The sequence below is a fragment of the Klebsiella quasivariicola genome (genome assembly GCF_002269255.1).
Taxonomy (GTDB): Bacteria; Pseudomonadota; Gammaproteobacteria; order Enterobacterales; family Enterobacteriaceae; genus Klebsiella; species Klebsiella quasivariicola.
Genome location: NZ_CP022823.1, coordinates 4,069,762 through 4,091,614, shown reverse-complemented (window position 1 = coordinate 4,091,614; position 21,853 = coordinate 4,069,762). Strand labels below are relative to the sequence as shown.

At 62.6% G+C, this 21,853-nt stretch carries 19 protein-coding genes; 12 read left to right on the top strand and 7 right to left on the bottom strand.

The features are described from left to right. Nucleotides 1-59: 59 nt before the first annotated feature. The 3 genes from fepC to fepD are packed head-to-tail and all read right to left on the bottom strand — an operon-like array spanning nucleotide 60 to nucleotide 2,847. Nucleotides 60-854: an iron-enterobactin ABC transporter ATP-binding protein gene (gene fepC, locus B8P98_RS20665; RefSeq protein WP_002893737.1), complete on the bottom strand. Its 795-nt coding sequence runs from the start codon at nucleotides 852-854 to the stop codon at nucleotides 60-62. Continuing rightward, nucleotides 851-1,843, bottom strand: a complete 993-nt coding sequence (gene fepG, locus B8P98_RS20660) for an iron-enterobactin ABC transporter permease (RefSeq protein WP_004147521.1) — start codon at nucleotides 1,841-1,843, stop codon at nucleotides 851-853. Before fepG ends, fepC begins: the two co-directional genes overlap by 4 nt. Then, complete coding sequence (fepD, locus tag B8P98_RS20655) at nucleotides 1,840-2,847, bottom strand: Fe(3+)-siderophore ABC transporter permease (protein ID WP_004176917.1); 1,008 nt, start codon at nucleotides 2,845-2,847, stop codon at nucleotides 1,840-1,842. Before fepD ends, fepG begins: the two co-directional genes overlap by 4 nt. Nucleotides 2,848-2,959: 112 nt before the next feature. Here fepD and entS point away from each other — a divergent pair, with 112 nt between their 5' ends. Continuing rightward, complete coding sequence (gene entS, locus B8P98_RS20650; protein ID WP_095033386.1) at nucleotides 2,960-4,201, top strand: enterobactin transporter EntS; 1,242 nt, start codon at nucleotides 2,960-2,962, stop codon at nucleotides 4,199-4,201. A gap of 143 nt (nucleotides 4,202-4,344) precedes the next feature. Here entS and fepB read toward each other — a convergent pair whose 3' ends face one another. Beyond that, nucleotides 4,345-5,304 carry a Fe2+-enterobactin ABC transporter substrate-binding protein gene (fepB, locus tag B8P98_RS20645; RefSeq protein WP_095033385.1) on the bottom strand — a complete coding sequence of 320 codons (960 nt, stop codon included), beginning with the start codon at nucleotides 5,302-5,304 and terminating at the stop codon, nucleotides 4,345-4,347. Nucleotides 5,305-5,492: 188 nt separating this feature from the next. On the opposite strand from fepB, the gene entC reads away from it, so the two are divergent. From entC to B8P98_RS20610, 7 genes are all read left to right on the top strand, one after another. Beyond that, nucleotides 5,493-6,668 (top strand): isochorismate synthase EntC, encoded by a 1,176-nt coding sequence (entC, locus tag B8P98_RS20640; protein ID WP_095033384.1) that lies wholly within the window; start codon nucleotides 5,493-5,495, stop codon nucleotides 6,666-6,668. A gap of 9 nt (nucleotides 6,669-6,677) precedes the next feature. Beyond that, the gene (gene entE / locus B8P98_RS20635; RefSeq protein ID WP_025714611.1) at nucleotides 6,678-8,285 is read left to right on the top strand and encodes a (2,3-dihydroxybenzoyl)adenylate synthase EntE; all 1,608 of its coding nucleotides are present in this window, start codon (nucleotides 6,678-6,680) and stop codon (nucleotides 8,283-8,285) included. Between the two features lie 13 nt (nucleotides 8,286-8,298). Next, nucleotides 8,299-9,150, top strand: a complete 852-nt coding sequence (gene entB / locus B8P98_RS20630; RefSeq protein WP_025714610.1) for an enterobactin biosynthesis bifunctional isochorismatase/aryl carrier protein EntB — start codon at nucleotides 8,299-8,301, stop codon at nucleotides 9,148-9,150. Then, on the top strand, nucleotides 9,150-9,905 hold the full coding sequence (entA, locus tag B8P98_RS20625) for a 2,3-dihydro-2,3-dihydroxybenzoate dehydrogenase EntA (RefSeq protein WP_042929942.1): 756 nt from the start codon (nucleotides 9,150-9,152) through the stop codon (nucleotides 9,903-9,905). The genes entB and entA overlap by 1 nt, the downstream gene beginning before the upstream one ends. After that, complete coding sequence (entH, locus tag B8P98_RS20620) at nucleotides 9,906-10,319, top strand: proofreading thioesterase EntH (protein WP_080897291.1); 414 nt, start codon at nucleotides 9,906-9,908, stop codon at nucleotides 10,317-10,319. Between the two features lie 412 nt (nucleotides 10,320-10,731). After that, nucleotides 10,732-12,837, top strand: a complete 2,106-nt coding sequence (cstA, locus tag B8P98_RS20615) for a pyruvate/proton symporter CstA (RefSeq protein WP_080897290.1) — start codon at nucleotides 10,732-10,734, stop codon at nucleotides 12,835-12,837. Between the two features lie 105 nt (nucleotides 12,838-12,942). Next, on the top strand, nucleotides 12,943-13,140 hold the full coding sequence (locus B8P98_RS20610; RefSeq protein WP_002893903.1) for a YbdD/YjiX family protein: 198 nt from the start codon (nucleotides 12,943-12,945) through the stop codon (nucleotides 13,138-13,140). Nucleotides 13,141-13,360: 220 nt separating this feature from the next. Here the strand turns inward: B8P98_RS20610 and B8P98_RS20605 are convergent, their stop codons facing one another. Together B8P98_RS20605 and B8P98_RS20600 are read right to left on the bottom strand one after the other, a co-directional pair. Continuing rightward, on the bottom strand, nucleotides 13,361-14,104 hold the full coding sequence (locus tag B8P98_RS20605; protein WP_012968723.1) for an SDR family NAD(P)-dependent oxidoreductase: 744 nt from the start codon (nucleotides 14,102-14,104) through the stop codon (nucleotides 13,361-13,363). Between the two features lie 57 nt (nucleotides 14,105-14,161). Further along, complete coding sequence (locus tag B8P98_RS20600) at nucleotides 14,162-15,250, bottom strand: oxidoreductase (protein WP_095033383.1); 1,089 nt, start codon at nucleotides 15,248-15,250, stop codon at nucleotides 14,162-14,164. A gap of 163 nt (nucleotides 15,251-15,413) precedes the next feature. On the opposite strand from B8P98_RS20600, the gene B8P98_RS20595 reads away from it, so the two are divergent. The 4 genes from B8P98_RS20595 to B8P98_RS20580 all read left to right on the top strand — a co-directional run bounded on the left by B8P98_RS20595 (nucleotide 15,414) and on the right by B8P98_RS20580 (nucleotide 20,340). After that, nucleotides 15,414-16,916, top strand: coding sequence for a sugar ABC transporter ATP-binding protein (locus B8P98_RS20595; protein ID WP_025714513.1), 1,503 nt, complete (start codon nucleotides 15,414-15,416; stop codon nucleotides 16,914-16,916). Further along, nucleotides 16,913-17,911, top strand: a complete 999-nt coding sequence (locus tag B8P98_RS20590; RefSeq protein ID WP_002894035.1) for an ABC transporter permease — start codon at nucleotides 16,913-16,915, stop codon at nucleotides 17,909-17,911. Before B8P98_RS20595 ends, B8P98_RS20590 begins: the two co-directional genes overlap by 4 nt. 20 nt (nucleotides 17,912-17,931) lie before the next feature. Beyond that, nucleotides 17,932-18,996, top strand: coding sequence for a sugar ABC transporter substrate-binding protein (locus B8P98_RS20585; RefSeq protein ID WP_025714514.1), 1,065 nt, complete (start codon nucleotides 17,932-17,934; stop codon nucleotides 18,994-18,996). A 102-nt stretch (nucleotides 18,997-19,098) separates the two neighbouring features. Further along, complete coding sequence (locus B8P98_RS20580) at nucleotides 19,099-20,340, top strand: LVIVD repeat-containing protein (protein ID WP_025714515.1); 1,242 nt, start codon at nucleotides 19,099-19,101, stop codon at nucleotides 20,338-20,340. A 297-nt stretch (nucleotides 20,341-20,637) separates the two neighbouring features. On the opposite strand, the gene mtnK is transcribed toward B8P98_RS20580, so the two are convergent. After that, nucleotides 20,638-21,837 (bottom strand): S-methyl-5-thioribose kinase, encoded by a 1,200-nt coding sequence (mtnK, locus tag B8P98_RS20575; RefSeq protein WP_025714571.1) that lies wholly within the window; start codon nucleotides 21,835-21,837, stop codon nucleotides 20,638-20,640. Nucleotides 21,838-21,853 lie beyond the last annotated feature (16 nt).

Sequence of the window (21,853 nt, the reverse complement as noted above, 5' to 3'; positions counted from 1 at the left end):
GAGTTCGGGCTACAGCAGGTAGCCCGGCTCAGCGTAGCGCAAGCCGGGGAAAGGGGAGATTACCGGCGGCCCAGCGGCACCACCAGCGGCGTATGCGCCACCGGATCCTCAATGATCGTGCAGCGCAGGCCGTAAATCCGTTCAATCAGATCCGCCGTAACGATCTCCTTTGGCGCCCCCTCGGCGACGATCCTGCCGTCGCGCAGGGCGATCAGGTGGGTGGCGTAGCGGCAGGCCTGGTTAAGATCGTGCAGCACTGCCGCCAGGGTATAACCCTTCTCGCGATTCAGCTCGCTCAACAGCTCCAGCAGGTCGATCTGATGGCTGATGTCCAGCCAGGTGGTCGGCTCATCCAACAGCATAATCGCCGTCTCCTGGGCCAGCACCATCGCAATCCACGCCCGCTGCCGCTGGCCGCCGGAAAGCGTGTCGACGCTCTGCAGCGCCAGATCGCTGATCCCGGTCGCCCGCATCGCCTTGTTCACCGCCTCTTCATCTTCTTTGCGCCAGCGGGTAAACAGCGGCTGGTGCGGATAGCGCCCGCGGGCCACCAGCTCCTGCACCGTGATATCGCCAGGGGTGGTGGCATTCTGCGCCAGCAGCCCGATGCGGCGGGCAACCTCTTTACTGGCGTACTGCTGGATCTGCGCGCCGTCGAGCCAGACGTGGCCGCTGGCGGGCGTCATCAGGCGACTGAGGGTGCGCAATAGCGTCGACTTGCCGCAGCCGTTGGGGCCGATAATGGCGGTGAAGTGACCGTCAGGGATGGTCACGTTCAGCGACTCGGCGATGGTCTTGTTCCCGTAGGCCAGGGTTAACTGCTCGCCGCGCAAACGGGAGGGGACAGCACTCATTTTTTGCGGGACTCCTGAATCAACAATGCAATAAGGTAAATACCGCCGAGGCTGACGGTTAACACGCCAACCGGCAGCTGCCACGGCATAAACAGCCGTTGGGCGCCGTAATCGGCCAGCGCCAGCAGCAGCGCGCCGCACAGGGCCGACTGGGTCAGTCCCCAGCGGGCCGTGCCGCTCAGGCGGCGGGCGATATGCGGCGCCACCAGCGCGATAAATGAGATCGGCCCGGCCAGCGCCGTCGAGGCGGCGGTGAGCACCACCGCCACCAGCATCAGCAGCAGGCGCGAACGCTCGACCTGCACCCCCAGCGCGCAGGCGGTATCGTCGCCCATCTCCAGCAGCCGCATCCGGCGAACCAGCAGGGCGCTGCCCACCAGCATCAACAGGATCAGCGGCGCCGACGGCCAGGTTTTACCCCAGGTCAGGCCATTAAGCGATCCGGCGTTCCACAGGCCCGCAGAAAGGGCGGTCTCCAGCGAGGCGCGCAGCAGCAGCCAGGTGTTGAATGCCACCAGCATGGCGCGCACGCCGATGCCGATAATGATCAGGCGGAAGGTTTCGATCCCGTTGCGCCAGGCCAGCAGCCAGACCACCAGCGAGGTCAGCACCCCGCCGGCCATCGCCGCCAGGGCGATCGCCGTCAGGTTCTGGCCGAAGAGGACCATTGCCACCAGCACGCCGCTCCAGGCGCCGGTGTTAAAGCCCATCACGTCCGGGCTGCCGAGCGGGTTACGGGTCAGCGACTGGAAAATGGCGCCGCTGACGCCGAGCGCGGCGCCGATGAGCAGCGCCATTAACACCCGCGGCAGCCGCCATTCGTTCACCACCATCGCGACGTTGCGCGGCGCATCGCCGAACAGCGCCGAGAACACCTGGTCAATCGTCAGGGGCACCGGGCCTTGCGCCAGCCCGAGCAGAGAAATCAGCAGGCTGGCGGCCATCAGCAGCAGACAGCTGGCTATCAGGCGGCGGGACGGAGCAATCACAGTCCACCTCCCCGCGGCTGGCGGCGCACCAGCCAGATCAGCACCGGCGCGCCGAGAAAGGCGCTCACCACCGATACCCGCAGTTCGCCGGGCACCAGCAGGCGGCCAATCACGTCGGCAAACAGCAGCAGGGCCGGGGTGGCGAGCAGGGTGACCGGCAGCGACCAGCGATGATCGGCCCCCACCAGCCAGCGCGCCATATGCGGCATCATCAGGCCGATAAAGGCGATGGGGCCGACGACGGCGGTGGCGCTGCCGCACAGGACGGTGATGACGATCAGGCCGATCAGCTGGGTGCGGGCGACGCGGCTGCCGAGGGCGGTGGCGGTATCGTTGCCCAGGCTCAGGCTGTTCAGCGCCCGGCTCAGCAGCAGAGCGGCGATCCCCGCCACGACTACCGGCAGCAGGACAATTTTCAGCGTTTGCAGGGTGCGGATATCCAGCGAACCGGCCTGCCAGAAGCGTAGCTGATCGTAGACGTCCGGGTTGAGCAGGGCGATGCCGTTGGACAGCCCCTCGAGTACCGCCGCAAGGGCGACCCCGGCGAGAGTGAGGCGCACCGGGCTCAGCTGACCGCCGCCCTGGCTGCCGGTAAAGGCTACCAGCAGCGAGGCGCAGAGCGCGCCGCAGAACGCCAGCAGCAGCTGCTCCTGCGGGGAAGTGATCCCGAACAGCGCCGCGCCGAGGACGATGGCGAAGCTGGCGCCGGAGTTGACCCCCAGCAGGCCGGGGTCGGCCAGCGGGTTGCGGGTGAGCGTCTGCATCAGCGCGCCGGCGAGGCCGAGGGCGACGCCGGCCAGCAGACCGGCCAGAGTGCGCGGCAGGCGCGCGTCCAGCACGATAGTGCAGTCGGCGCTTTGACAGGTTCCGCTGAAGGCGGTGAATACCGTGCCGATCGGCAACGATTTGGCGCCGATGGTCAGGCTAAGCGCGGCGGCTAAGGCGAGTAATAGCAACAATCCGGGCACGGCGACAGAGCGTACCGCGGTCGTAGAAAACGACATAACTGACATCCCTGATATGATAATGATAGTAATTATCGTTATCGATTTTATTCAGCTATGGTAGCATGACCCACAGTAAAAAGGGTATTAAAAATAACGACAAGGCGCTGTAATGAACCGACAATCCTGGCTGCTCAATCTCAGCCTGCTGAAAACTCACCCGGCGTTTCGCGCCGTTTTTATCGCTCGCTTTATCTCTATTCTGTCGCTTGGCCTGCTGGGCGTGGCCATCCCGGTGCAGATCCAGATGATGACCCATTCGACCTGGCAGGTCGGGTTGTCGGTGACCTTGACCGGCGCGTCGATGTTTGTTGGCCTGATGGTGGGGGGCGTACTGGCTGACCGCTATGAGCGCAAACGCCTGATCCTGCTGGCGCGCGGCACCTGCGGCGTGGGCTTTGTCGGCCTGTGTCTGAACGCCCTGTTGCCGGAGCCGTCGCTGGCGGCGATCTACCTGCTGGGGATTTGGGACGGGTTCTTCGCCTCGTTGGGGGTGACCGCGCTGCTGGCGGCGACGCCGGCGCTGGTGGGGCGGGAAAACCTGATGCAGGCCGGGGCCATCACCATGTTGACGGTGCGCCTTGGCTCGGTGATTTCGCCGATGATCGGCGGCCTGCTGCTGGCCACCGGCGGCGTGGCCTGGAACTTCGGCCTGGCGGCGGCGGGGACCTTTATCACCACCTTAACCCTGCTGCGTCTGCCGCAGCTGCCGCCGCCTCCGCAGCCGCGTGAGCATCCGCTGCGCTCCCTGCTGGCGGGGCTGACCTTCCTCTGCCAGAGCCCGCTTATCGGCGGGATTGCGCTGCTCGGTGGTCTGCTGACCATGGCCAGCGCGGTGCGGGTGCTCTATCCGGCGCTGGCCGACGGCTGGCAGATGTCGGCCGGACAGATTGGCCTGCTGTACGCTGCGATCCCGCTCGGGGCGGCGCTGGGGGCGTTGACCAGCGGCCAGCTGGCCCAGACGGTGCGGCCAGGCGCGCTGATGCTGGCGACCACGGTGGGATCGTTTATCGCCATTGCGCTGTTCAGCCTGATGCCGCACTGGGCGTTGGGTGCGCTGTGCCTGGCGCTGTTTGGCTGGCTGAGCGCTATTAGCTCGCTGCTGCAGTACACCCTGATCCAGACCCAGACGCCGGAACATATGCTTGGACGGATTAACGGCCTGTGGACCGCGCAAAACGTCACCGGCGACGCCATCGGCGCGGCGCTGCTCGGCGGCTTAGGGGCGGTGATGACCCCGGCGGCATCCGCCAGCGCCAGCGGCTGGGCGCTGGCGCTCGTCGGTGTGCTGCTGGTGGGGCTGCTACGCGAACTGCGCCGTTTCCAGCGCCCGGAAATCGTCAATGAAAGTTAAGTAGGGTGCGCTTGCCCGGTGGCGGCTGCGCCTTACCGGGCCTGGGGTATGGCAGGCCGGTGCAAGCTCAGTAGGCCGGGCAAGCGCCGCGCCGCCCGGCAAAGAGTTCAGGCCGCGTAGCTGTTCTGATGGCACAGCCCGCGTTAGCCGAACAGGCTGGAGAGACGCTGGAGCACCAGCAGGGCGCTGTAGTAGTCAAGGCGGAAGGTCTCGGTGCCCAGCGGGTAGACGCGTTTGCCTTCGACCGCCGGGAGATGCGCCAGCAGCGGATTAGCGTAGATAGCATCCACATCTTTCTGGTCGCCGGCGAACAGGAACAGGCTCTGACCGTTCAGACCGGCCGCGAGGTTCTCCCCGCCCAGCTGCACGATATCGTGGCGTTTGCCCTGGCTGTGGCTGGCGGGCAGGCCGCCCGGCAGCGTCGCCAGGCTAAAGCCCAGCTGTTCAAGCATCTGCCCCTGAGCCGATGCCGGCGTCCAGATATTGGCGTTGTGCGCGGCGGCGGTATAGACCAGGGCGGTCACCGGCTGCGGCGGCAGTTTCATTTTTTCTTTTAACGAAACGAGCTGTTTATTGAAGTCGGCAATGCGCGCGCTGGCCTGCTGCTCATGGCCGGTGATCTGCCCCAGCTGGGTGAGCAGGGTTTGCCAGCTTTTATCGTCATAGTTGATGACCAGCGTCGGGGCGATCGTTTTGAGCTGATCGTAAAGCGGCAGGGCGGAGTCGCCGCCGGTCGCGCTCACCAGGATCAGATCCGGCATCTGGGCGGCCACCGCTTCGGCGCTCGGTTCGCCGATGTACAGCCGCGCCAGCTTACGGGCTTTGGCGACCTCGCTCCACTGGCGCAGAAAGCCCTGATTATCTGCCACGCGGTTGTTCGGGGTGGTGGCGCCGCTGGCGACCACCGGCGCGTCAATCGCCAGTAGCGAGCCGGTGAGGGTCACGCTGGTGGAGACAATGCGCAGCGGCTGGCTCGGCAGGGTGTGGGTCCCGTAGCTGTCGGTGACCTGGCGCGGCCAGTCCGCCGCCTGGGCTGAGGTAATTCCTAAAAGCAACAGCATGCCGGTCAGCGCACCGCGGCGGCAGAAAGAAAAGAAGTTCACGTCATCGCATCCTGATTTGAAAGGTGATAAATGCGTCTCATTTTCAACTTTGTGCCAGCAGGATGCAAGCCAAAGTGGCGGCGCCATGACGTAACGCGGTTGACATGGCGGGCAATACCTTTTAGGTTAGCCAACCAAAATATAAATGATAATTATTCTTAATATCTTTATCGTTTTTGGAGGATGATATGGAAACGTCACTGGCTGAGGATGTAAAGAAACCGACCCGGACCCTGTCGCCGGACAGCTTCTTCTTTATGTCGCCGTACCGCAGTTTTACCACTTCAGGCTGCTTCCGTCGCTTCTCACAGCCCGCCGTTGGCGGCGATGCGCTGAACGGCGAGTTCCAGCAGCAGATGGCCGCCGCCTTTGCCGAGGCCCGGGCGGCGGGGATCCGCAAGCCGGTGATGGTCGGGGCTATCCCGTTCGACACCTGTCAGCCTTCCGAGCTCTATATCCCCGAGCGCTGGGAAGCGTTCTCTCGCCCGGAAAAGCAGCGTTCCGCCCGCTATGCCGCGCCGCTGGAGGCGATGGAGGTGGTGGAGCGTCGGGAGATCCCGGAGCAGGACGAGTTTCTGGCGATGGTAGAACGCGCCGCCGCGCTGACCGCCACCCCGGAAGTCGACAAAGTGGTGCTATCACGGCTTATCGATATTACCACCCGCGACCGCGTCGACAGCGGCGCGCTGATGGAGCGACTGATCGCCCAGAACCCCGCCAGCTTTAACTTCCACGTGCCGCTCTCCGACGGCGGCGTGCTGCTGGGCGCCAGTCCGGAGCTGCTGCTGCGTAAAGAAGGACAGCGCTTCAGCTCGTTACCGCTGGCCGGCTCCGCCCGTCGTCAGCCGGACGATGTGCTGGACCGCGAAGCAGGCAACAAACTACTGGCGTCCGGCAAAGATCGTCACGAACACGAGCTGGTGACCCAGGCGATGAAGAGCGTGCTTGGCCCGCGCAGCAGCCAGCTGTCGCTGCCGGAGTCGCCGCAGCTGATTACCACCCCGACGCTCTGGCATCTGGCGACGCCGATCGAAGGTACAGCGCTGGCGGAAGAAAACGCCATGTCGCTGGCCTGTCTGCTGCACCCGACCCCGGCGCTGAGCGGCTTCCCGCACCAGGCGGCGAAGCGCCTGATCGCCGAGCTCGAACCCTTCGATCGCCAGCTGTTCGGCGGCATCGTTGGCTGGTGCGACGATGAAGGCAACGGTGAGTGGGTGGTGACCATCCGCTGTGCGCGTCTGCAGCAGCGTACGCTGCGCCTGTTTGCCGGCGCGGGTATCGTCCCGGCCTCTTCGCCGCTGGGCGAATGGCGCGAAACCGGCGTCAAACTGACCACCATGCTTAACGTATTTGGCTTGAATTAAGAGGCAAGGATGATTGCATTTACCCGTTGGCCGGAAGCGTTCGCGTCCCGCTATCGTCAAAAAGGCTACTGGCAGGATCTGCCGTTAACCAATCTGCTTACCCGTCATGCGGACAATGACGCCGTGGCGATTATCGATGGCGAGCGGCAGATTAGCTACCGCCAGTTTAATCAACTGGTGGACAATCTTGCCTGCTCGCTGCAGCGCCAGGGACTGAAGCGCGGGGAAACCGCGCTGGTGCAGCTGGGCAACGTCGCCGAGTTTTACATCACCTTCTTTGCTCTGCTGCGCATCGGCGTCGCGCCGGTGAACGCGCTGTTCAGCCATCAGCGCAGCGAGCTTAACGCCTACGCCGCACAGATTAAACCGGCGCTGCTGATTGCCGATCGTGAGCACGCGCTGTTTGCCGATGATAGTTTCCTCCACGCGTTTATCGCGGAGCATCCTTCTCTGCGCGTCGCGCTGCTGCGTAACGACGGCGGCGAGCGCGATCTGGCGACGGAGATTAACCGCCCGGCGGATAACTTTGTCGCCAATCCAACCCCTGCCGACGAAGTGGCCTTTTTCCAGCTCTCCGGCGGCAGCACCGGGACGCCGAAGCTGATCCCGCGCACCCATAACGATTACGACTACAGTATCCGGCGCAGCAACGAGATCTGCGGGATCAACGCGGAGACGCGCTACCTCAACGCGCTGCCGGCGGCGCATAACTATGCGATGAGTTCCCCGGGTTCGCTCGGTGTCTTCCTCGCCGGCGGCCGGGTGATCCTCGCCGCCGACCCGAGCGCCACCCTCTGTTTCCCGCTGATTGAACAACACCAGATCAACGTCGCGTCGCTGGTGCCGCCGGCGGTCAGCCTGTGGCTGCAGGCGATCCATGAATGGGGCGGCAACGCGCAACTGCAATCGCTGGAGCTGCTGCAGGTCGGCGGCGCACGCCTGTCGGCGACCCTCGCCGCGCGCATTCCGGCGGAAATCGGCTGCCAGCTGCAGCAGGTGTTCGGCATGGCGGAGGGGCTGGTGAATTACACCCGCCTTAACGACAGCCCGGAGCGAATTATCAATACCCAGGGCTGTCCGATGTGCCCGGACGATGAAGTGTGGGTAGCGGATGCCGACGGCAACCCGCTGCCGCGCGGCGAAGTGGGCCGTCTGATGACCCGCGGCCCTTATACCTTCCGCGGCTACTACAACAGCCCGCAGCATAACGCGGAAGCCTTTGACGCCGAGGGGTTTTATTGCTCCGGCGATCTGATTTCGATCGACGAAGACGGGTATATCACCGTCCAGGGCCGGGAAAAAGATCAGATCAACCGCGGCGGCGAGAAGATCGCCGCTGAAGAGATCGAAAACCTGCTGCTGCGCCATGAGGCGGTGATCCACGCCGCGCTGGTCAGCATCGAAGACAATCTGCTGGGCGAGAAAAGCTGCGCTTATCTGGTGGTGACCTCGCCGCTGCGCGCCGTCGCCGTGCGCCGCTTCCTGCGCGAGCAGGGGGTGGCGGAATTTAAACTGCCGGACCGCGTGGAGTGCGTTGCCGCGCTGCCGCTGACGCCGGTGGGCAAAGTCGATAAAAAACAATTACGTCAGTGGCTGGCCGAAGGCAAGCTGGGCTGAAGGAGAACAGAAAATGGCAATCCCTAAATTACAGGCTTACGCGCTGCCGGAAGCCAGCGATATCCCGGCGAACAAAGTCAACTGGGCCTTTGAGCCGTCGCGCGCCGCGCTGCTGATCCACGATATGCAGGAGTATTTCCTCAATTTCTGGGGCGAAAACAGCGCGATGATGGAGAAAGTGGTGGCTAATATCGCCGCCCTGCGCGACTTCTGCAAACAAAACGGTATTCCGGTGTACTACACCGCCCAGCCGAAAGAGCAGAGCGATGAAGACCGCGCCCTGCTGAATGATATGTGGGGGCCGGGGTTGACCCGCTCGCCGGAGCAGCAGCAGGTGATTGCCGCGCTGGCGCCGGATGAACAGGATACGGTGCTGGTGAAATGGCGCTACAGCGCGTTTCATCGCTCGCCGCTTGAAGAGATGCTGAAAGAGAGCGGCCGCGACCAGCTGATCATTACCGGCGTTTACGCCCATATCGGCTGCATGACTACCGCCACCGATGCTTTTATGCGCGATATCAAACCGTTCTTTGTCGCCGACGCGCTGGCGGACTTCAGCCGTGAAGAGCACCTGATGGCGCTGAAATACGTCGCCGGCCGCTCCGGACGCGTGGTGATGACCGAAGAGCTGCTGCCGCTGCCGGCCTCCAAAGCGGCGCTGCGCGCGCTGATCCTGCCGCTGCTCGATGAATCTGACGAACCGCTGGATGATGAAAACCTGATCGACTACGGCCTGGATTCGGTGCGCATGATGGCGCTGGCCGCCCGCTGGCGTAAAGTGCACGGCGATATCGACTTCGTGATGCTGGCGAAAAACCCGACCATCGACGCCTGGTGGGCGCTGCTCTCCCGTGAGGTGCAATAATGGCGGCGCTGGATTTTCGCGGCCAGACCGTGTGGGTGACCGGCGCGGGTAAAGGCATTGGCTATGCCACCGCGTTGGCTTTCGTCGAGGCCGGGGCCAACGTCACCGGTTTCGACCTTGCCTTTAGCGGCGAAAGCTACCCGTTTGCCACCGAAACGCTGGACGTCGCCGATGCCGACCAGGTACGCGACGTGTGCGCGCGGCTGCTCAACAACATCGAACGGCTGGACGTGCTGGTGAATGCCGCCGGGATCCTACGCATGGGTGCGACCGATCAACTGAGCGCGGAAGACTGGCGGCAGACCTTCGCGGTGAACGTTGGCGGCGCGTTTAATCTGTTTCAGCAGACGATGGCCCAGTTCCGCCGTCAGCGGGGTGGGGCGATTGTCACCGTCGCTTCCGATGCCGCGCATACGCCGCGTATCGGCATGAGCGCCTATGGCGCCTCGAAAGCGGCGCTGAAAAGCCTGGCGTTGACCGTCGGACTTGAGCTGGCAGGCAGCGGCGTGCGCTGCAACCTCGTGTCGCCGGGCTCCACCGATACCGATATGCAACGTACCCTGTGGGTCAATGACGATGCGGAACAGCAGCGGATCCGCGGATTTGGCGAGCAGTTTAAGCTCGGGATCCCGCTGGGTAAGATTGCCCGTCCGCAGGAGATCGCCAATACCATTCTGTTCCTCGCCTCTTCGCACGCCAGCCATATCACCCTGCAGGATATTGTGGTCGATGGCGGCTCGACGCTGGGGGCGTAAATGGCCTGGAAACGAGAGCTCACGCTGGCGGAATTGAACGCCAGCAGCGAAAACACCCTGGTGGCGCATCTTGGCATCGTCTACACCCGGCTCGATGCGGGGCTGCTGGAGGCGGAGATGCCGGTGGATGCCCGCACGCATCAGCCGTTTGGCCTGCTGCACGGCGGCGCCTCGGCGGCGCTGGCGGAGACGCTGGGCTCGATGGCCGGTTGGCTGATGACCGAGGATGGGCAGTGCGTGGTGGGCACCGAGCTTAACGCTAGCCACCATCGTCCGGTCTCCAGCGGGAAAGTACGAGGCGAATGCCGACCGCTGCATCTTGGCCGCCAGAGTCAGAGCTGGGAAATTGTGGTGTATGACGAAAGGGGGCGGCGCTGCTGCACCTGTCGTCTGGGTACCGCGGTGCTAGGCTAAGAAGCCGCTATTTCCCCGGCTTGCGCTGCGCTGAGCCGGGCTACGGTTTCTGGGCTAAGAAGCTGCTATTTCCCCGGCTTGCGCTACGCTTAGCCGGGCTACGGATCGGCGCAATGGGTAGCCCGGATAAGGCGCAGCGCGCCGCCATCCGGGAATTTCCCTGCTCGAGCTACGCTGAGCCGGGCTATGGATCCCTAGGTCGGGTAAGGCGTTAGCCGCCACCCGACAAAAAAACGGCACCTTTCACGGTAATCCTTTCATTCATTTTCCTGCCTTAAGTGATCTCGCTAGCAATGTGAGACAAATCTCTGTGGGTGTACGGCATCTGCGTTGTTTCGGTGTTGTTAAATTCTGCGTTGTGATCTAGAAACAAAATGTAACATCCTGATTACCCTACCGGTGGACCATAACAATGAATAATTCAGGGAAATACCTCATCTGGACACTGCTCTCCGTCATCGGCGCCTTTGCCCTCGGCTATATCGCCTTAAACCGGGGTGAGCAGATCAACGCGCTGTGGATTGTCGTCGCGGCGGTCTGCGTTTATCTGATCGCGTATCGTTTTTACGGCCTGTATATCGCCAAAACCGTCCTCGGCGTTGACCCAACGCGCATGACGCCCGCGGTGCGGCATAACGATGGCCTCGATTACGTTCCAACCGACAAAAAAGTGCTGTTCGGTCACCATTTTGCCGCCATCGCCGGCGCAGGGCCGCTGGTAGGGCCGGTGCTTGCCGCGCAGATGGGCTACCTGCCGGGGATGATCTGGATCCTCGCCGGCGTGGTGCTGGCCGGCGCCGTGCAGGACTTTATGGTGCTGTTTGTCTCTACCCGTCGCGATGGCCGTTCGCTTGGCGAACTGGTTAAAGAGGAGATGGGGCCGACCGCTGGCGTCCTGGCGCTGGTGGCCTGCTTTATGATCATGGTGATCATCCTCGCGGTCCTGGCGATGATCGTGGTGAAAGCGCTGACCCACAGTCCGTGGGGGACATACACCGTCGCCTTTACCATCCCGCTGGCGATCTTTATGGGCATCTACATCCGCTATCTGCGTCCGGGACGCATCGGCGAGGTGTCGGTGATCGGCCTGGTGATGCTGGTGTTCGCCATCATCTCCGGCGGCTGGGTGGCAGAAAGCCCGACCTGGGCGCCGTGGTTTGACTATACCGGCGTACAGCTGACGTGGATCCTGGTGGGCTACGGCTTTGTGGCCGCGGTACTGCCGGTCTGGCTGCTGCTGGCCCCGCGCGACTACCTCTCCACCTTCCTGAAAATCGGCACCATTGTGGGGCTGGCGATTGGCATTCTGATTATGCGCCCGACGCTGACCATGCCGGCGCTGACCAAGTTCGTTGACGGCACCGGCCCGGTATGGACCGGCAACCTGTTCCCGTTCCTGTTTATCACCATCGCCTGCGGCGCGGTCTCCGGCTTCCATGCGCTGATCTCCTCCGGCACGACACCGAAAATGTTGGCCAACGAAGGGCAGGCCTGCTTTATCGGCTACGGCGGCATGTTGATGGAATCCTTCGTCGCGATTATGGCGCTGGTGGCGGCCTGTATTATCGATCCGGGCGTCTACTTCGCGATGAACAGCCCGATGGCGGTGCTGGCGCCGGCGGGGACGACTGACGTCGTGGCCTCGGCGGCGCAGGTGGTGAGTGGCTGGGGCTTTAGCATTACCCCGGATACGCTGAATCAAATCGCCAGGGAGGTCGGCGAACAGTCGATTATCTCCCGCGCCGGCGGCGCGCCAACCCTGGCGGTGGGGATGGCTTATATCCTGCACGGCTCGCTGGGCGGGCTGATGGATGTCTCGTTCTGGTACCACTTCGCTATTCTGTTTGAGGCGCTGTTTATCCTGACGGCGGTTGATGCCGGCACCCGTGCGGCGCGCTTTATGCTGCAGGATCTGCTGGGGGTGATTAGCCCCGGGTTGAAAAAAACCAGCTCGCTGCCGGCCAACCTGCTGGCGACCGCGCTGTGCGTGCTGGCGTGGGGCTACTTCCTGCATCAGGGGGTAGTGGATCCGCTGGGCGGGATTAACACCCTGTGGCCGCTGTTCGGTATCGCCAACCAGATGCTGGCGGGGATGGCGCTGATGCTGTGTGCGGTGGTCCTGTTCAAGATGAAACGCCAGCGCTACGCGTGGGTGGCGCTGCTGCCGACCAGCTGGCTGCTGATCTGTACCCTGACCGCCGGCTGGCAGAAGTCGTTTAGCCCCGATACCAAAGTGGGTTTCCTGGCGATCGCCAATAAATTCCAGGCGATGATCGACAGCGGCACCATTCCGCCGCAATATACCGAATCACAGCTGGCGCAGCTGGTGTTTAACAACCGTCTCGATGCCGGGCTGACCATCTTCTTTATGATTGTGGTGGTGGTGCTGGCGCTGTTCTCGATTAAAACCGCGCTGGCGGCGCTGAAAGAGGACAAACCGACGGCGAAAGAGACGCCGTATGAGCCAATGCCTGAAAACCTGGACGCGATTGAGACCCAGGCGAAAGGGGCGCATTAACTGGTGTGCCGGGTGGCGGCTTCGCCTTACCCGGCCTACATTTCCGATCCTCCCTCTCCCCTTTGGGAGAGGCTCGGGGTGAGGGAAACAAAAGAGAAATGACTTATGTTTGACACCCTTTCCAAAGCAGGTAAGTACCTGGGCCAGGCGGCGAAGATGATGATCGGCGTGCCGGATTACGATAACTACGTCGAGCACATGCGAATAACCCACCCGGATCAGACGCCGATGACCTACGAAGAGTTCTTTCGCGAACGCCAGGACGCGCGTTACGGCGGCAAGGGCGGGGCGAAGTGCTGCTAGCCCTCTTTCGGCAGATAGAGGCTGATTTTCTTTATGCACCACGTCGCATACTTCACCTGGCAGCATTACGTCATCATAGCAATCGTGTTCGATTTCAATATATTCCAGATCGTCGTCGATCTCTGCCATCTGTAAACGCACGTAAGAGGCAAAACGCAACCCGTCGAGGCGGCGCGGAAAGGCCTCTGCCCGGCGACAGAGGCTTGCAGAAAATGTGCGATCAGGCGTTCAATCCGCCATCCACGTCCAGCCCCGTACCGGAGATCTGCCCGGCGGCCGGGCTGGCGAGGAAGGTGACCGCCGCGGCGATGTCTTCCGGCTGGCCGTAGTGACCGACCGCAATCATCTGGCGCTGGGCTTCCGCCTGTTCTCCATCCTCCGGGTTCATATCGCTGTTGGTCGGCCCGGGATGGACAAGGTTAACGGTGATCCCGCGAGGGCCTAAATCACGCGCCAGGCCACGGGTTAGGGCGTTGAGGGCGGACTTGGTCATGGCGTAAACCGCGATGCCCGGCATGGCCACGCGGTTAGCCAGACAGCTGCCGATGTTGATGATCCGTCCGCCATCGGCCATATGCACCAGCGCTTCCTGGGTGGCGATGACCACCCCACGAATATTGACGTTGATAAGGGCGTCAATGTCCGCCAGCGTCATGGATTCCAGCGGACCGCCGCGGGCGATCCCGGCGTTGTTGACCAGAATATCCAGCCCGCCGAGGGACCGGGCCGCATGGGTGACGGCATCCTGAATCGCCTGCGCGCTGGCGCTGTCGGCCTGTACCGCCTCGCCGTGCCGACCCAGCGCCTTTATTTCATCGGCGACCGCCTGGGCTTTATCGGCCGATTTTTCATACGTAATAACCACATCAGCGCCGGCGCGCGCCAGCGACAGCGCAATTGCGCGACCCAACCCACGGCTGGCGCCGGTAACCAGCGCCTTCTTACCTGTTAAATCGATCTGCATGATGACCTCGTTGCGAGAGTGGTGAGCATCATCATTAGGTATAGACGGTCGGGGTGATTAACGGCTGAAGTATTCCACCTTCTCAAACGCCGCGCGCAGAACCTCAGGGGTTAACGCCACCGGTAAATAGTGAATCGACTCGCCCGGGCGCAGGGTATGGGCAATGACCCGCTCCAGCTCTGCGCGGTTATTGATATCGACCTCCAGCGCCGCCAGGGTGGTCGGCAGGTTAAAGCGCTGATACGCCTGCACTAACTGCGCCAGCACATCGTCCTGACCAAGCAGGGCGCTCTGTACCAGAATGCCGTAGGCCACCTTGGTACCGTGGAGGAATTTTTCCGTCTGCGGCAGCACCGTCAGTGCGTTGTGCACCGCATGGGCGGCGGCGACCCGGGTGTAACGTTCCCCCAGCCCGCCAACCATCCCGCCGCCGGCGATAATCGCATCCACCACATCGCGAAACGCCTGGGTCAGATCGCCGCGGCGCTGGTCCGCCAGCGCCGTTTCGCTGCTGGCCAGCAGCACGTCGCGGATCGCCAGCGCGCCGTTAATCCCCAGCCGCACGGTGAGCGGCAGCGCCTCCGGCTGCGGCGCCAGCACCACGGCCTCATACCATTTGGCTAAGGTGTCGCCAATGCCCGCCAGCAGGTACTCCGCCGGGGCGTTGAGAATGATGCGCGGTTCGACCAGCACCAGGAAGTTGGCGTCATCGAAGATCTCAAAATTCAGGGCCTGTCCGGCGTCGCTGTACCACACCGAGAGCGGCGTCCACGCCGCGCAGGTAGCGGCGATAGTCGGGATGGCCACCAGCGGTACCCCCAGGCGGCGGGCCAGCACTTTCGCGCTGTCGAGCAGCGCGCCGCCGCCGACGCCAATCACTACCGTCCGATCGTCACCGGAGGCCTGCACCAGCTCCGCCACGTCGCGTTCGCTGCAGTGGCCGGGAAAGCGGATCTTTTTTGCCTCCGGCAGGTGGAAGGCCGCCGGCAGAAAAGGTTCGGCGCCGGCCAGGGCGCGCTCGCCATAGACCCACACCGCCCGCGAGAGCTGGTCGGCGCTGAAAAAATCGCTCAGCCGCGCAAGGCTGCCAGGGTGGGAGAAATAGTTGGCCGGGCCGGGTACGACGCGGATATCGCTGTTGCTCATGAACGCTGTCCTTATAGGTGTTGGGCTAAACTGATGTTATGTCTGGACATCCAGATGGCTAATATTATTTCGTTGTATCTTATGCTTTTTACGCAGTTGTCAGCCAGCGGCGGCTATGAAAAATTCGTTAAATCAGAAGATTAATTACCGCACGGGAACAGTGATGAGCGCGAACCGCCTTGAGATGCATAACATTAGCCTGGCCTTCTCCGGCTTTCAGGCACTGAACAAGGTGGCCTTTACCCTCCATGGCGGGTCGGTGCATGCCCTGACCGGGGCCAACGGCGCGGGTAAGTCGACGCTGATGGCGGTGCTGTGCGGCACCCACGCGCATTATGAAGGCGAGGTGACGATCAACAACCAGCCGGTCACCATTCGTTCGCCGCGGGATGCTAAACAGCTGGGGATCCACCTGGTGCAGCAGGAGGTGGATGTGGCGCTGGTGCCGGGCCTGAGCATTGCGGAAAACATCATGCTGGACAGGCTGGCGGAGCCGGGCATGGCGTTTCGCTGGTCGCGGGTTCGGCAGCTGGCGCGCGAGGCGCTGGCGCAGCTGGACGTGGCGCTGGACGTCAGGCGCTCCATTGACAGTTGCACGCTCGCCGAAAAACAGCAAATCCTGCTGGCCCGCGCTCTGTCGCACCATTGCCGCTTTTTGATCCTCGATGAGCCCACCGCGCCGCTGGATCAGCATGAAAGTGAGCGCTTGTTTGCGGTAGTACGCCGTCTGCAGCAGCAGGGGATCGGGGTGGTGTTTATTTCGCATCGTATCCATGAACTGAAGGCAATCTGCGACACCCTGACGGTGCTGCGCGACGGGCGACTGATTGAGAGCGGCCCGATGGCGCCGCTGAGCGGCGAACAGATCGTCGAAAAGATGCTGGGCCACGAGCTGAGCGATATCTTTCCGCCGCCGCGCCCGCCGCACGGCGAAGAGGTGCTGCTGCAGGTTGACGGTCTGCATGATGAGGCGCTGCTGCAGGATATTTCGCTGCGCCTGCGGAAGGGGGAAATTCTTGGTATCGCCGGGCTGGCCGGCGCGGGCAAAACCGAGCTGTGCAAAGCGCTGTTCGGCGCCAGCAAAAGCCGGGTGCAGCGTGGCGAGCTGAACGGCCAGCCGTGGCGACCGCGCGACCCGGCCGACTCGGTGGGGCGCGGCCTGGCGCTGGTCCCGGAGGAGCGGCGCAAAGAGGGCATTTTCATCGAAGAGCCGATCGCGATGAACCTGGCGGTCAGCGCCGATAACAGCTTTTCGCGCTGGAGCCTGTTTGGCCATCGGCAGGCCTGGCGCTGGGCTGAGGAGGTGATTGCCCGCCTCGGCGTGCGCGCCACTGGCCCGGGGCAGACGCTGCGCCGTCTTTCCGGCGGCAACCAGCAGAAGGTGGCCATTGGCAAATGGCTGCGCAGTCATGCCAATGTTTTGATTTTTGACGAACCGACCAAAGGGGTCGATGTGAAAGCGAAAACCGATCTGTTCATGCTGATCGATGGTCTGGCGCGGGAAGGCAAAGGGGTGATTTATGCCTCGGGTGAATTCGCCGAGCTGGTCGGTTTATGCGACCGCATCTGCGTGCTATGGGACGGACGGATTGTGGCGGAGATCCCCGGCGCGGAAGCCCGGGAAGAGACGTTACTTTATTATTCAACCGGAGGAGCGGCAGCGTGAGCAAGGCCCTGGCAGTGAACGCGACGGTATCGGGCCGTCAGCGATTTTTTGATTTTCTCTATAAGTGGGGCATGTTGCTGACCGTGGTGCTGCTGGTGGCGGTCTTTGGCCTCGCCTCGGACAACTTCCTTGATCCGTTCAACATCATCAACATTCTGCGCTCGATCGCGATTGTCACGGTGATTGCCATCGGGGTGTCGATTTCTCTCACCATTGGCGGCTTTGATCTGTCGGTGGGATCGACGGCATCGCTGGCTAACGCGCTGGTGATCTCCCTGTTTGTCTGGCATGGCCTGGGGACCACCGAAGCGATTCTGATCACCCTCGCGCTCTGCACCCTGGTGGGGCTGTTTAACGCCTTTCTGATCGTGGTGCTGCGCATTCCTGACATGCTCGCCACCCTGGCCAGCCTGTTTGTGATTCAGGGCGTGGCGATGACCTACAGCTACGGCGGTTCGATTACTGAAAACATGGTGCTGCCGAGCGGCGAGATGGCGGAAGGCACTATCCCGGCGGCCTTTGGCGCGCTGGGGCAGGTGCCGACCATCGTTATCATCATGCTGGTGGTGACGCTGGTTGCCCAGCTGGCGCTGTCGTTTACCACCCACGGACGGCGGATGTACGCCATCGGCGGCAACCCGGAGGCCGCGCGGCTCTCCGGCCTGCGGATCACTCGTTACAAAGTCGCAGCATACGTGATCGCCTCGCTGCTGGCCGGGCTGGGCGGCATTCTGCTGGCCTCGCGTATCGGATCCTCGCAGGTCAACGCCGGCGGCGGCTATCTGATGGACGCGGTGGCGGCGGCATGGATCGGCTTTTCGCTGGCGGGCTCCGGTAAACCGAACGCCCTGGGGACGCTGGTGGGGGCGGTGATCCTCGGCGTGCTCTCCAACGGGCTGGTGATGCTCTCGGTGCCGTATTACGCGATGGACATTATTAAAGGGTTGGTCCTGGCTGGCGCGCTGGCACTGACCTATTTTCAGCGCCGTACTTAACATTTTACAGGGTAAACAGCATGAAAAAGATCGCACTCTCTCTGATGACGCTGGGTCTGCTGCAGTCGACGGCGGCGCTGGCGACTGCCCCGACGCCGGTGCCGGCGGCGATTGCCGAGCACAGCGGCCCGATCCGTATTGCGGTGATCCGCAACCTGGGGTCTGACGATAACACCACCCAGTTTGTCGCCGGGGCGCTGCAGGAAGGCAAAAAGCTCGGTTTCAAAATCAGCACCTTCCTGAGCAACGGCGATGACGCCAAATTCCAGGACTTCGTCAACCAGGCCATCAGCCAGAAATACGATGGCATTATTCTCTCCCAGGGGCGTGACCCGTATTCCACCGCCCTGGTGAAGAAGGCGGTGGATGCCGGGATCAAAGTGGCGGTGTTCGATACCGCGGTGAGCGGTGAGATCCCCGGGGTGACGGTCAGCCAGCAGGATGACGCGTCACTGACCGAGCTCTCTTTTGGCCAACTGGTGAAAGACTTCAACGGCAAGGCCAACATCGTCAAGCTGTGGGTAGCGGGCTTCCCGCCGATGGAACGCCGTCAGGCGGCTTACCAGACGCTGCTGAAGCAAAATCCGGGGATTAAAGAGCTGGAGTCGATCGGCGCCGTGTCATCCGATGTGCAGGGCGACACTGCCAACAAGGTGGGGGCGATCCTCGCCAAGTATCCGAAAGGGAAAATCGACGCGATCTGGGGCACCTGGGATGCCTTTAGCCAGGGGGCCTATAAAGCGCTGAAAGAAAACGGCCGCACCGAGATCAAACTCTACAGCATTGATATTTCCAACCAGGATCTGCAGCTGATGCGCGAAGCCGGCAGCCCATGGAAGGTGAGCGTGGCGGTGGACCCGAAGCTTATCGGCGCGACCAACGTGCGGCTGATCGCCAATAAGATCGCCGGCGAGCCGACGCCAGCCACCTACGACTTCAAGGCGGCGGCGATTCCGCAGGCGCTGCTGGCGGCCCAGCCGGGGGCGGTGAACGTGGCGTCGCTGGGGAAAATTATCCCTGGCTGGGGCCAGACCGAAGACTTTATCGCGCCGTGGTTCGCGACGCTGGAAGCGAAAAACAAATAAAATCAAGCCGGGTGGCGGTGGGGGGCGGCCTGGTGCCCTCACCCCGGCCCTCTCCCACAGGGAGAGGGGGAAAACCATGCCACCGGGCGAAAGGGATCCCCTATGTCAGCATTACCTTCCCCCGAATACAGCCGCAATATGCGGCTGATTGGCCATAGCGATCAGGGCGGTCGTCCGGACGGCGTGCAGCTGATGGTGCATCGCGGATTCGCCTATATCGGCCATATGGTGTCGCAGGGCTTCTCCGTGGTCGATGTTCGCGATCCGACCCGGCCCACCACCGTCAACTATATTGCCGCGCCGCCGGGCACCTGGAACGTGCATCTGCAGGCGCATGACGATCTGCTGCTGGTGATCAACGCCCGGGATCTGTTTGCCGACGCCCGTTTTGCTGATGAGAAAGTCTACTACACCCGCTCGGTGGGCGACACGGTCAGCGATGTGCAGGACAAAGGCTGGAGCGCCGGGCTGCGCATCTTTGATATTTCCACGCCCGCGCAGCCGCGGGAAATCAGTTTCCTGTCGCTTAACGGCATCGGTATTCACCGCATCTGGTACGTCGGCGGGCGCTGGGCATATGTGTCCGCGCTGATTGACGGTTTTACCGACTACATCTTCCTGACCATCGATCTGGCCGACCCGCGTAAGCCCGAAGTGGCCGGGCGCTGGTGGCTGCCGGGGATGCACCAGGCGGGCGGTGAAACACCGGACTGGCCGCAGGGCAAACGCTATGCGCTGCATCACGCCATTATTGCCGGGGATACCGCCTACGGCAGCTGGCGCGACGGCGGCCTGACGCTGCTGGATGTCAAAGATCGTACCCAGCCGAGGCTGATTAGCCATCGCAACTGGAGCCCGCCGTTCGGCGGCGGAACGCATACCGCGCTGCCGCTACCGGATCGCGATCTGCTGGTGGTGCTGGATGAAGCGGTGCTTGACAACCAGGAGGACGGCGAGAAGCTGATCTGGCTGTTTGATATCCGCGAGCCGTCAAACCCGGTGAGCATCGCCACCTTCCCGCAGCCGGACGAAGCGGATTATGTGGCGAAAGGGGCGCATTTTGGCCCGCACAACCTGCATGAGAACCGTCCCGGCAGCTTTGTCAGCTCGACGCTTATCTTCGCCACTTATCAGAATGCTGGCGTGCGGGCATACGATATTTCCAACCCGTATCGTCCGCTGGAGACCGGGGCGCTGGTGCCGGCGGCGCCTGAGAGAATGATGGATACCCGTCCCGGCCGGCCGCGGGTGATCCAGTCCTGCGATGTGTTTGTCGATGCGCAGGGCATTATCTACAGCACCGATTACAACGGCGGGCTGTCGGTGATTGAGTATCTGGGGTGAGGGTAAGGTAAACGCAAAATTGTGCTCGCATGTCTGCCGGGTGGCGGCTTTCGCCTTACCCGGCCTACGAAAGACTGCAACATCAAAGCGTTATGCGGTTATCTGTAGGCCCGCGCAAGCGCAGCGCCGCCGGGCAATCCCAGAAGATTGCACTTTTTAGGCTTTGCTCCCTCTCCCTGTGGCAGAGGGCCGAGGTGAGGGCAAGGTAAACGCAAAAAGGCAATGACAATGGCCTTTTTTAGGTTTTGCTCCCTCTCCCTATGGGAGAGGGCCGGGGTGAGGGAAAACAGGCCGCACTCAGCTGTACTGGCGTACCCGCGCCAGCAGCTCGTCGACGCTGTCGATACGCTCGGCCAGCACAATCAGCGCTTTGCCGAGGGTAATGGCGTGGCGCAGGCATTCATGACGCATGGCGTCGTCCTGGATAGTGTCGATATCCGCGACGTGCGACAGCCCGACGCTGCGGCGGATCAGTTCGCTGCCGCAGAAGCCAACCGCGTCGGCCCAGACTTTCTTCAGAAAGGCGGAGGCGTAGCCGGGGTAAGCCAGCGCCGCGTCGCGGGTTTTCTCCGCCGCCAGCGCCTGGAAGCGTTCGGCGAAGGTGGTCCACAGCTGGTGGATATCGTTCAGCCGCTGTTCGCGCGCGGCGGCGGCGTCGCGAATACCGAGCTGGCCCGGCAGGCCGCAGTAGTTAAGCAGCAGGTTGCCGATGGCGGTGCCGACATCGAAACCAATGGGGCCGAAATAGCCGAACTCGGCGTCGATGGCCTTCAGGCTGCCTTCGGCAACGAAGATCGACCCGCTGTGGATATCGCCGTGCAGCAGCGCTTCCGCATGGGCAAAGAAACGGTGCTTCAGCGCCGCCACCGCCAGCTTAAGCTGGGCGTCGTCGCGCAGGGCGGCAACATCGGCCTCCAGCTCCGCCGGGTAGTTATTGCGCTCGTGGATCTGATACGGGTCGTTAAAGAACAGATCCTCGGTGATCTCGCACATCGCCGGGTTACTAAACTGCGCCACCTGCGCCTTTTTCTCATGGGGATGGAGATAGAAATCGCTGGTGTGAAACAGTACCTGCGCCAGATAGTCGCCAAGCTGGCGGGCCGCCTGCGGGTAGTAGACGTTAGCGATAAGCTCCCCGCGCCAGATGCGGTGGTCGGAAAGATCTTCCATCACCATCACCGCCAGCTCAGGATCAAAGTGATGGATTTTTACCGTGTGCTGCGGGCTGTGCTGATAGTGGGCGACCAGGGTCTGCGCTTCCAGACGGGCGCGGTCGAGGGTCAGCGGCCAGGATTCGCCGACGCAGCGCACGTAGGGCAGGGCCTGTTTGACGATCGCCCGGCTGACGCCCTGGCGATCGAACACTTTAAACACCAGATTGAGGTTGCCATCGCCCACTTCCTGCGCGCTGACCAGCTCAGATGGGTTGTCGATGCCGGCGAACTGCTGCGCGTAAGCCACGGCATCGTGGGCGGTGAAGGTATGGTATTGCGACATTGCCTCGATCCTCGAA

Coding starts and splice junctions, on each gene's coding strand:
- mtnK (WP_025714571.1), bottom strand. CDS start 21,837: ATGTCGCAATACCATACCTTCACCGCCCACGATGCCGTGGCTTACGCG.
- cstA (WP_080897290.1), top strand. CDS start 10,732: ATGAATAATTCAGGGAAATACCTCATCTGGACACTGCTCTCCGTCATC.
- entA (WP_042929942.1), top strand. CDS start 9,150: ATGGCGGCGCTGGATTTTCGCGGCCAGACCGTGTGGGTGACCGGCGCG.
- entC (WP_095033384.1), top strand. CDS start 5,493: ATGGAAACGTCACTGGCTGAGGATGTAAAGAAACCGACCCGGACCCTG.
- B8P98_RS20595 (WP_025714513.1), top strand. CDS start 15,414: ATGAGCGCGAACCGCCTTGAGATGCATAACATTAGCCTGGCCTTCTCC.
- fepD (WP_004176917.1), bottom strand. CDS start 2,847: ATGTCGTTTTCTACGACCGCGGTACGCTCTGTCGCCGTGCCCGGATTG.
- entH (WP_080897291.1), top strand. CDS start 9,906: ATGGCCTGGAAACGAGAGCTCACGCTGGCGGAATTGAACGCCAGCAGC.
- entS (WP_095033386.1), top strand. CDS start 2,960: ATGAACCGACAATCCTGGCTGCTCAATCTCAGCCTGCTGAAAACTCAC.
- B8P98_RS20610 (WP_002893903.1), top strand. CDS start 12,943: ATGTTTGACACCCTTTCCAAAGCAGGTAAGTACCTGGGCCAGGCGGCG.
- B8P98_RS20605 (WP_012968723.1), bottom strand. CDS start 14,104: ATGCAGATCGATTTAACAGGTAAGAAGGCGCTGGTTACCGGCGCCAGC.
- fepC (WP_002893737.1), bottom strand. CDS start 854: ATGAGTGCTGTCCCCTCCCGTTTGCGCGGCGAGCAGTTAACCCTGGCC.
- B8P98_RS20585 (WP_025714514.1), top strand. CDS start 17,932: ATGAAAAAGATCGCACTCTCTCTGATGACGCTGGGTCTGCTGCAGTCG.
- B8P98_RS20580 (WP_025714515.1), top strand. CDS start 19,099: ATGTCAGCATTACCTTCCCCCGAATACAGCCGCAATATGCGGCTGATT.
- entB (WP_025714610.1), top strand. CDS start 8,299: ATGGCAATCCCTAAATTACAGGCTTACGCGCTGCCGGAAGCCAGCGAT.
- entE (WP_025714611.1), top strand. CDS start 6,678: ATGATTGCATTTACCCGTTGGCCGGAAGCGTTCGCGTCCCGCTATCGT.
- B8P98_RS20600 (WP_095033383.1), bottom strand. CDS start 15,250: ATGAGCAACAGCGATATCCGCGTCGTACCCGGCCCGGCCAACTATTTC.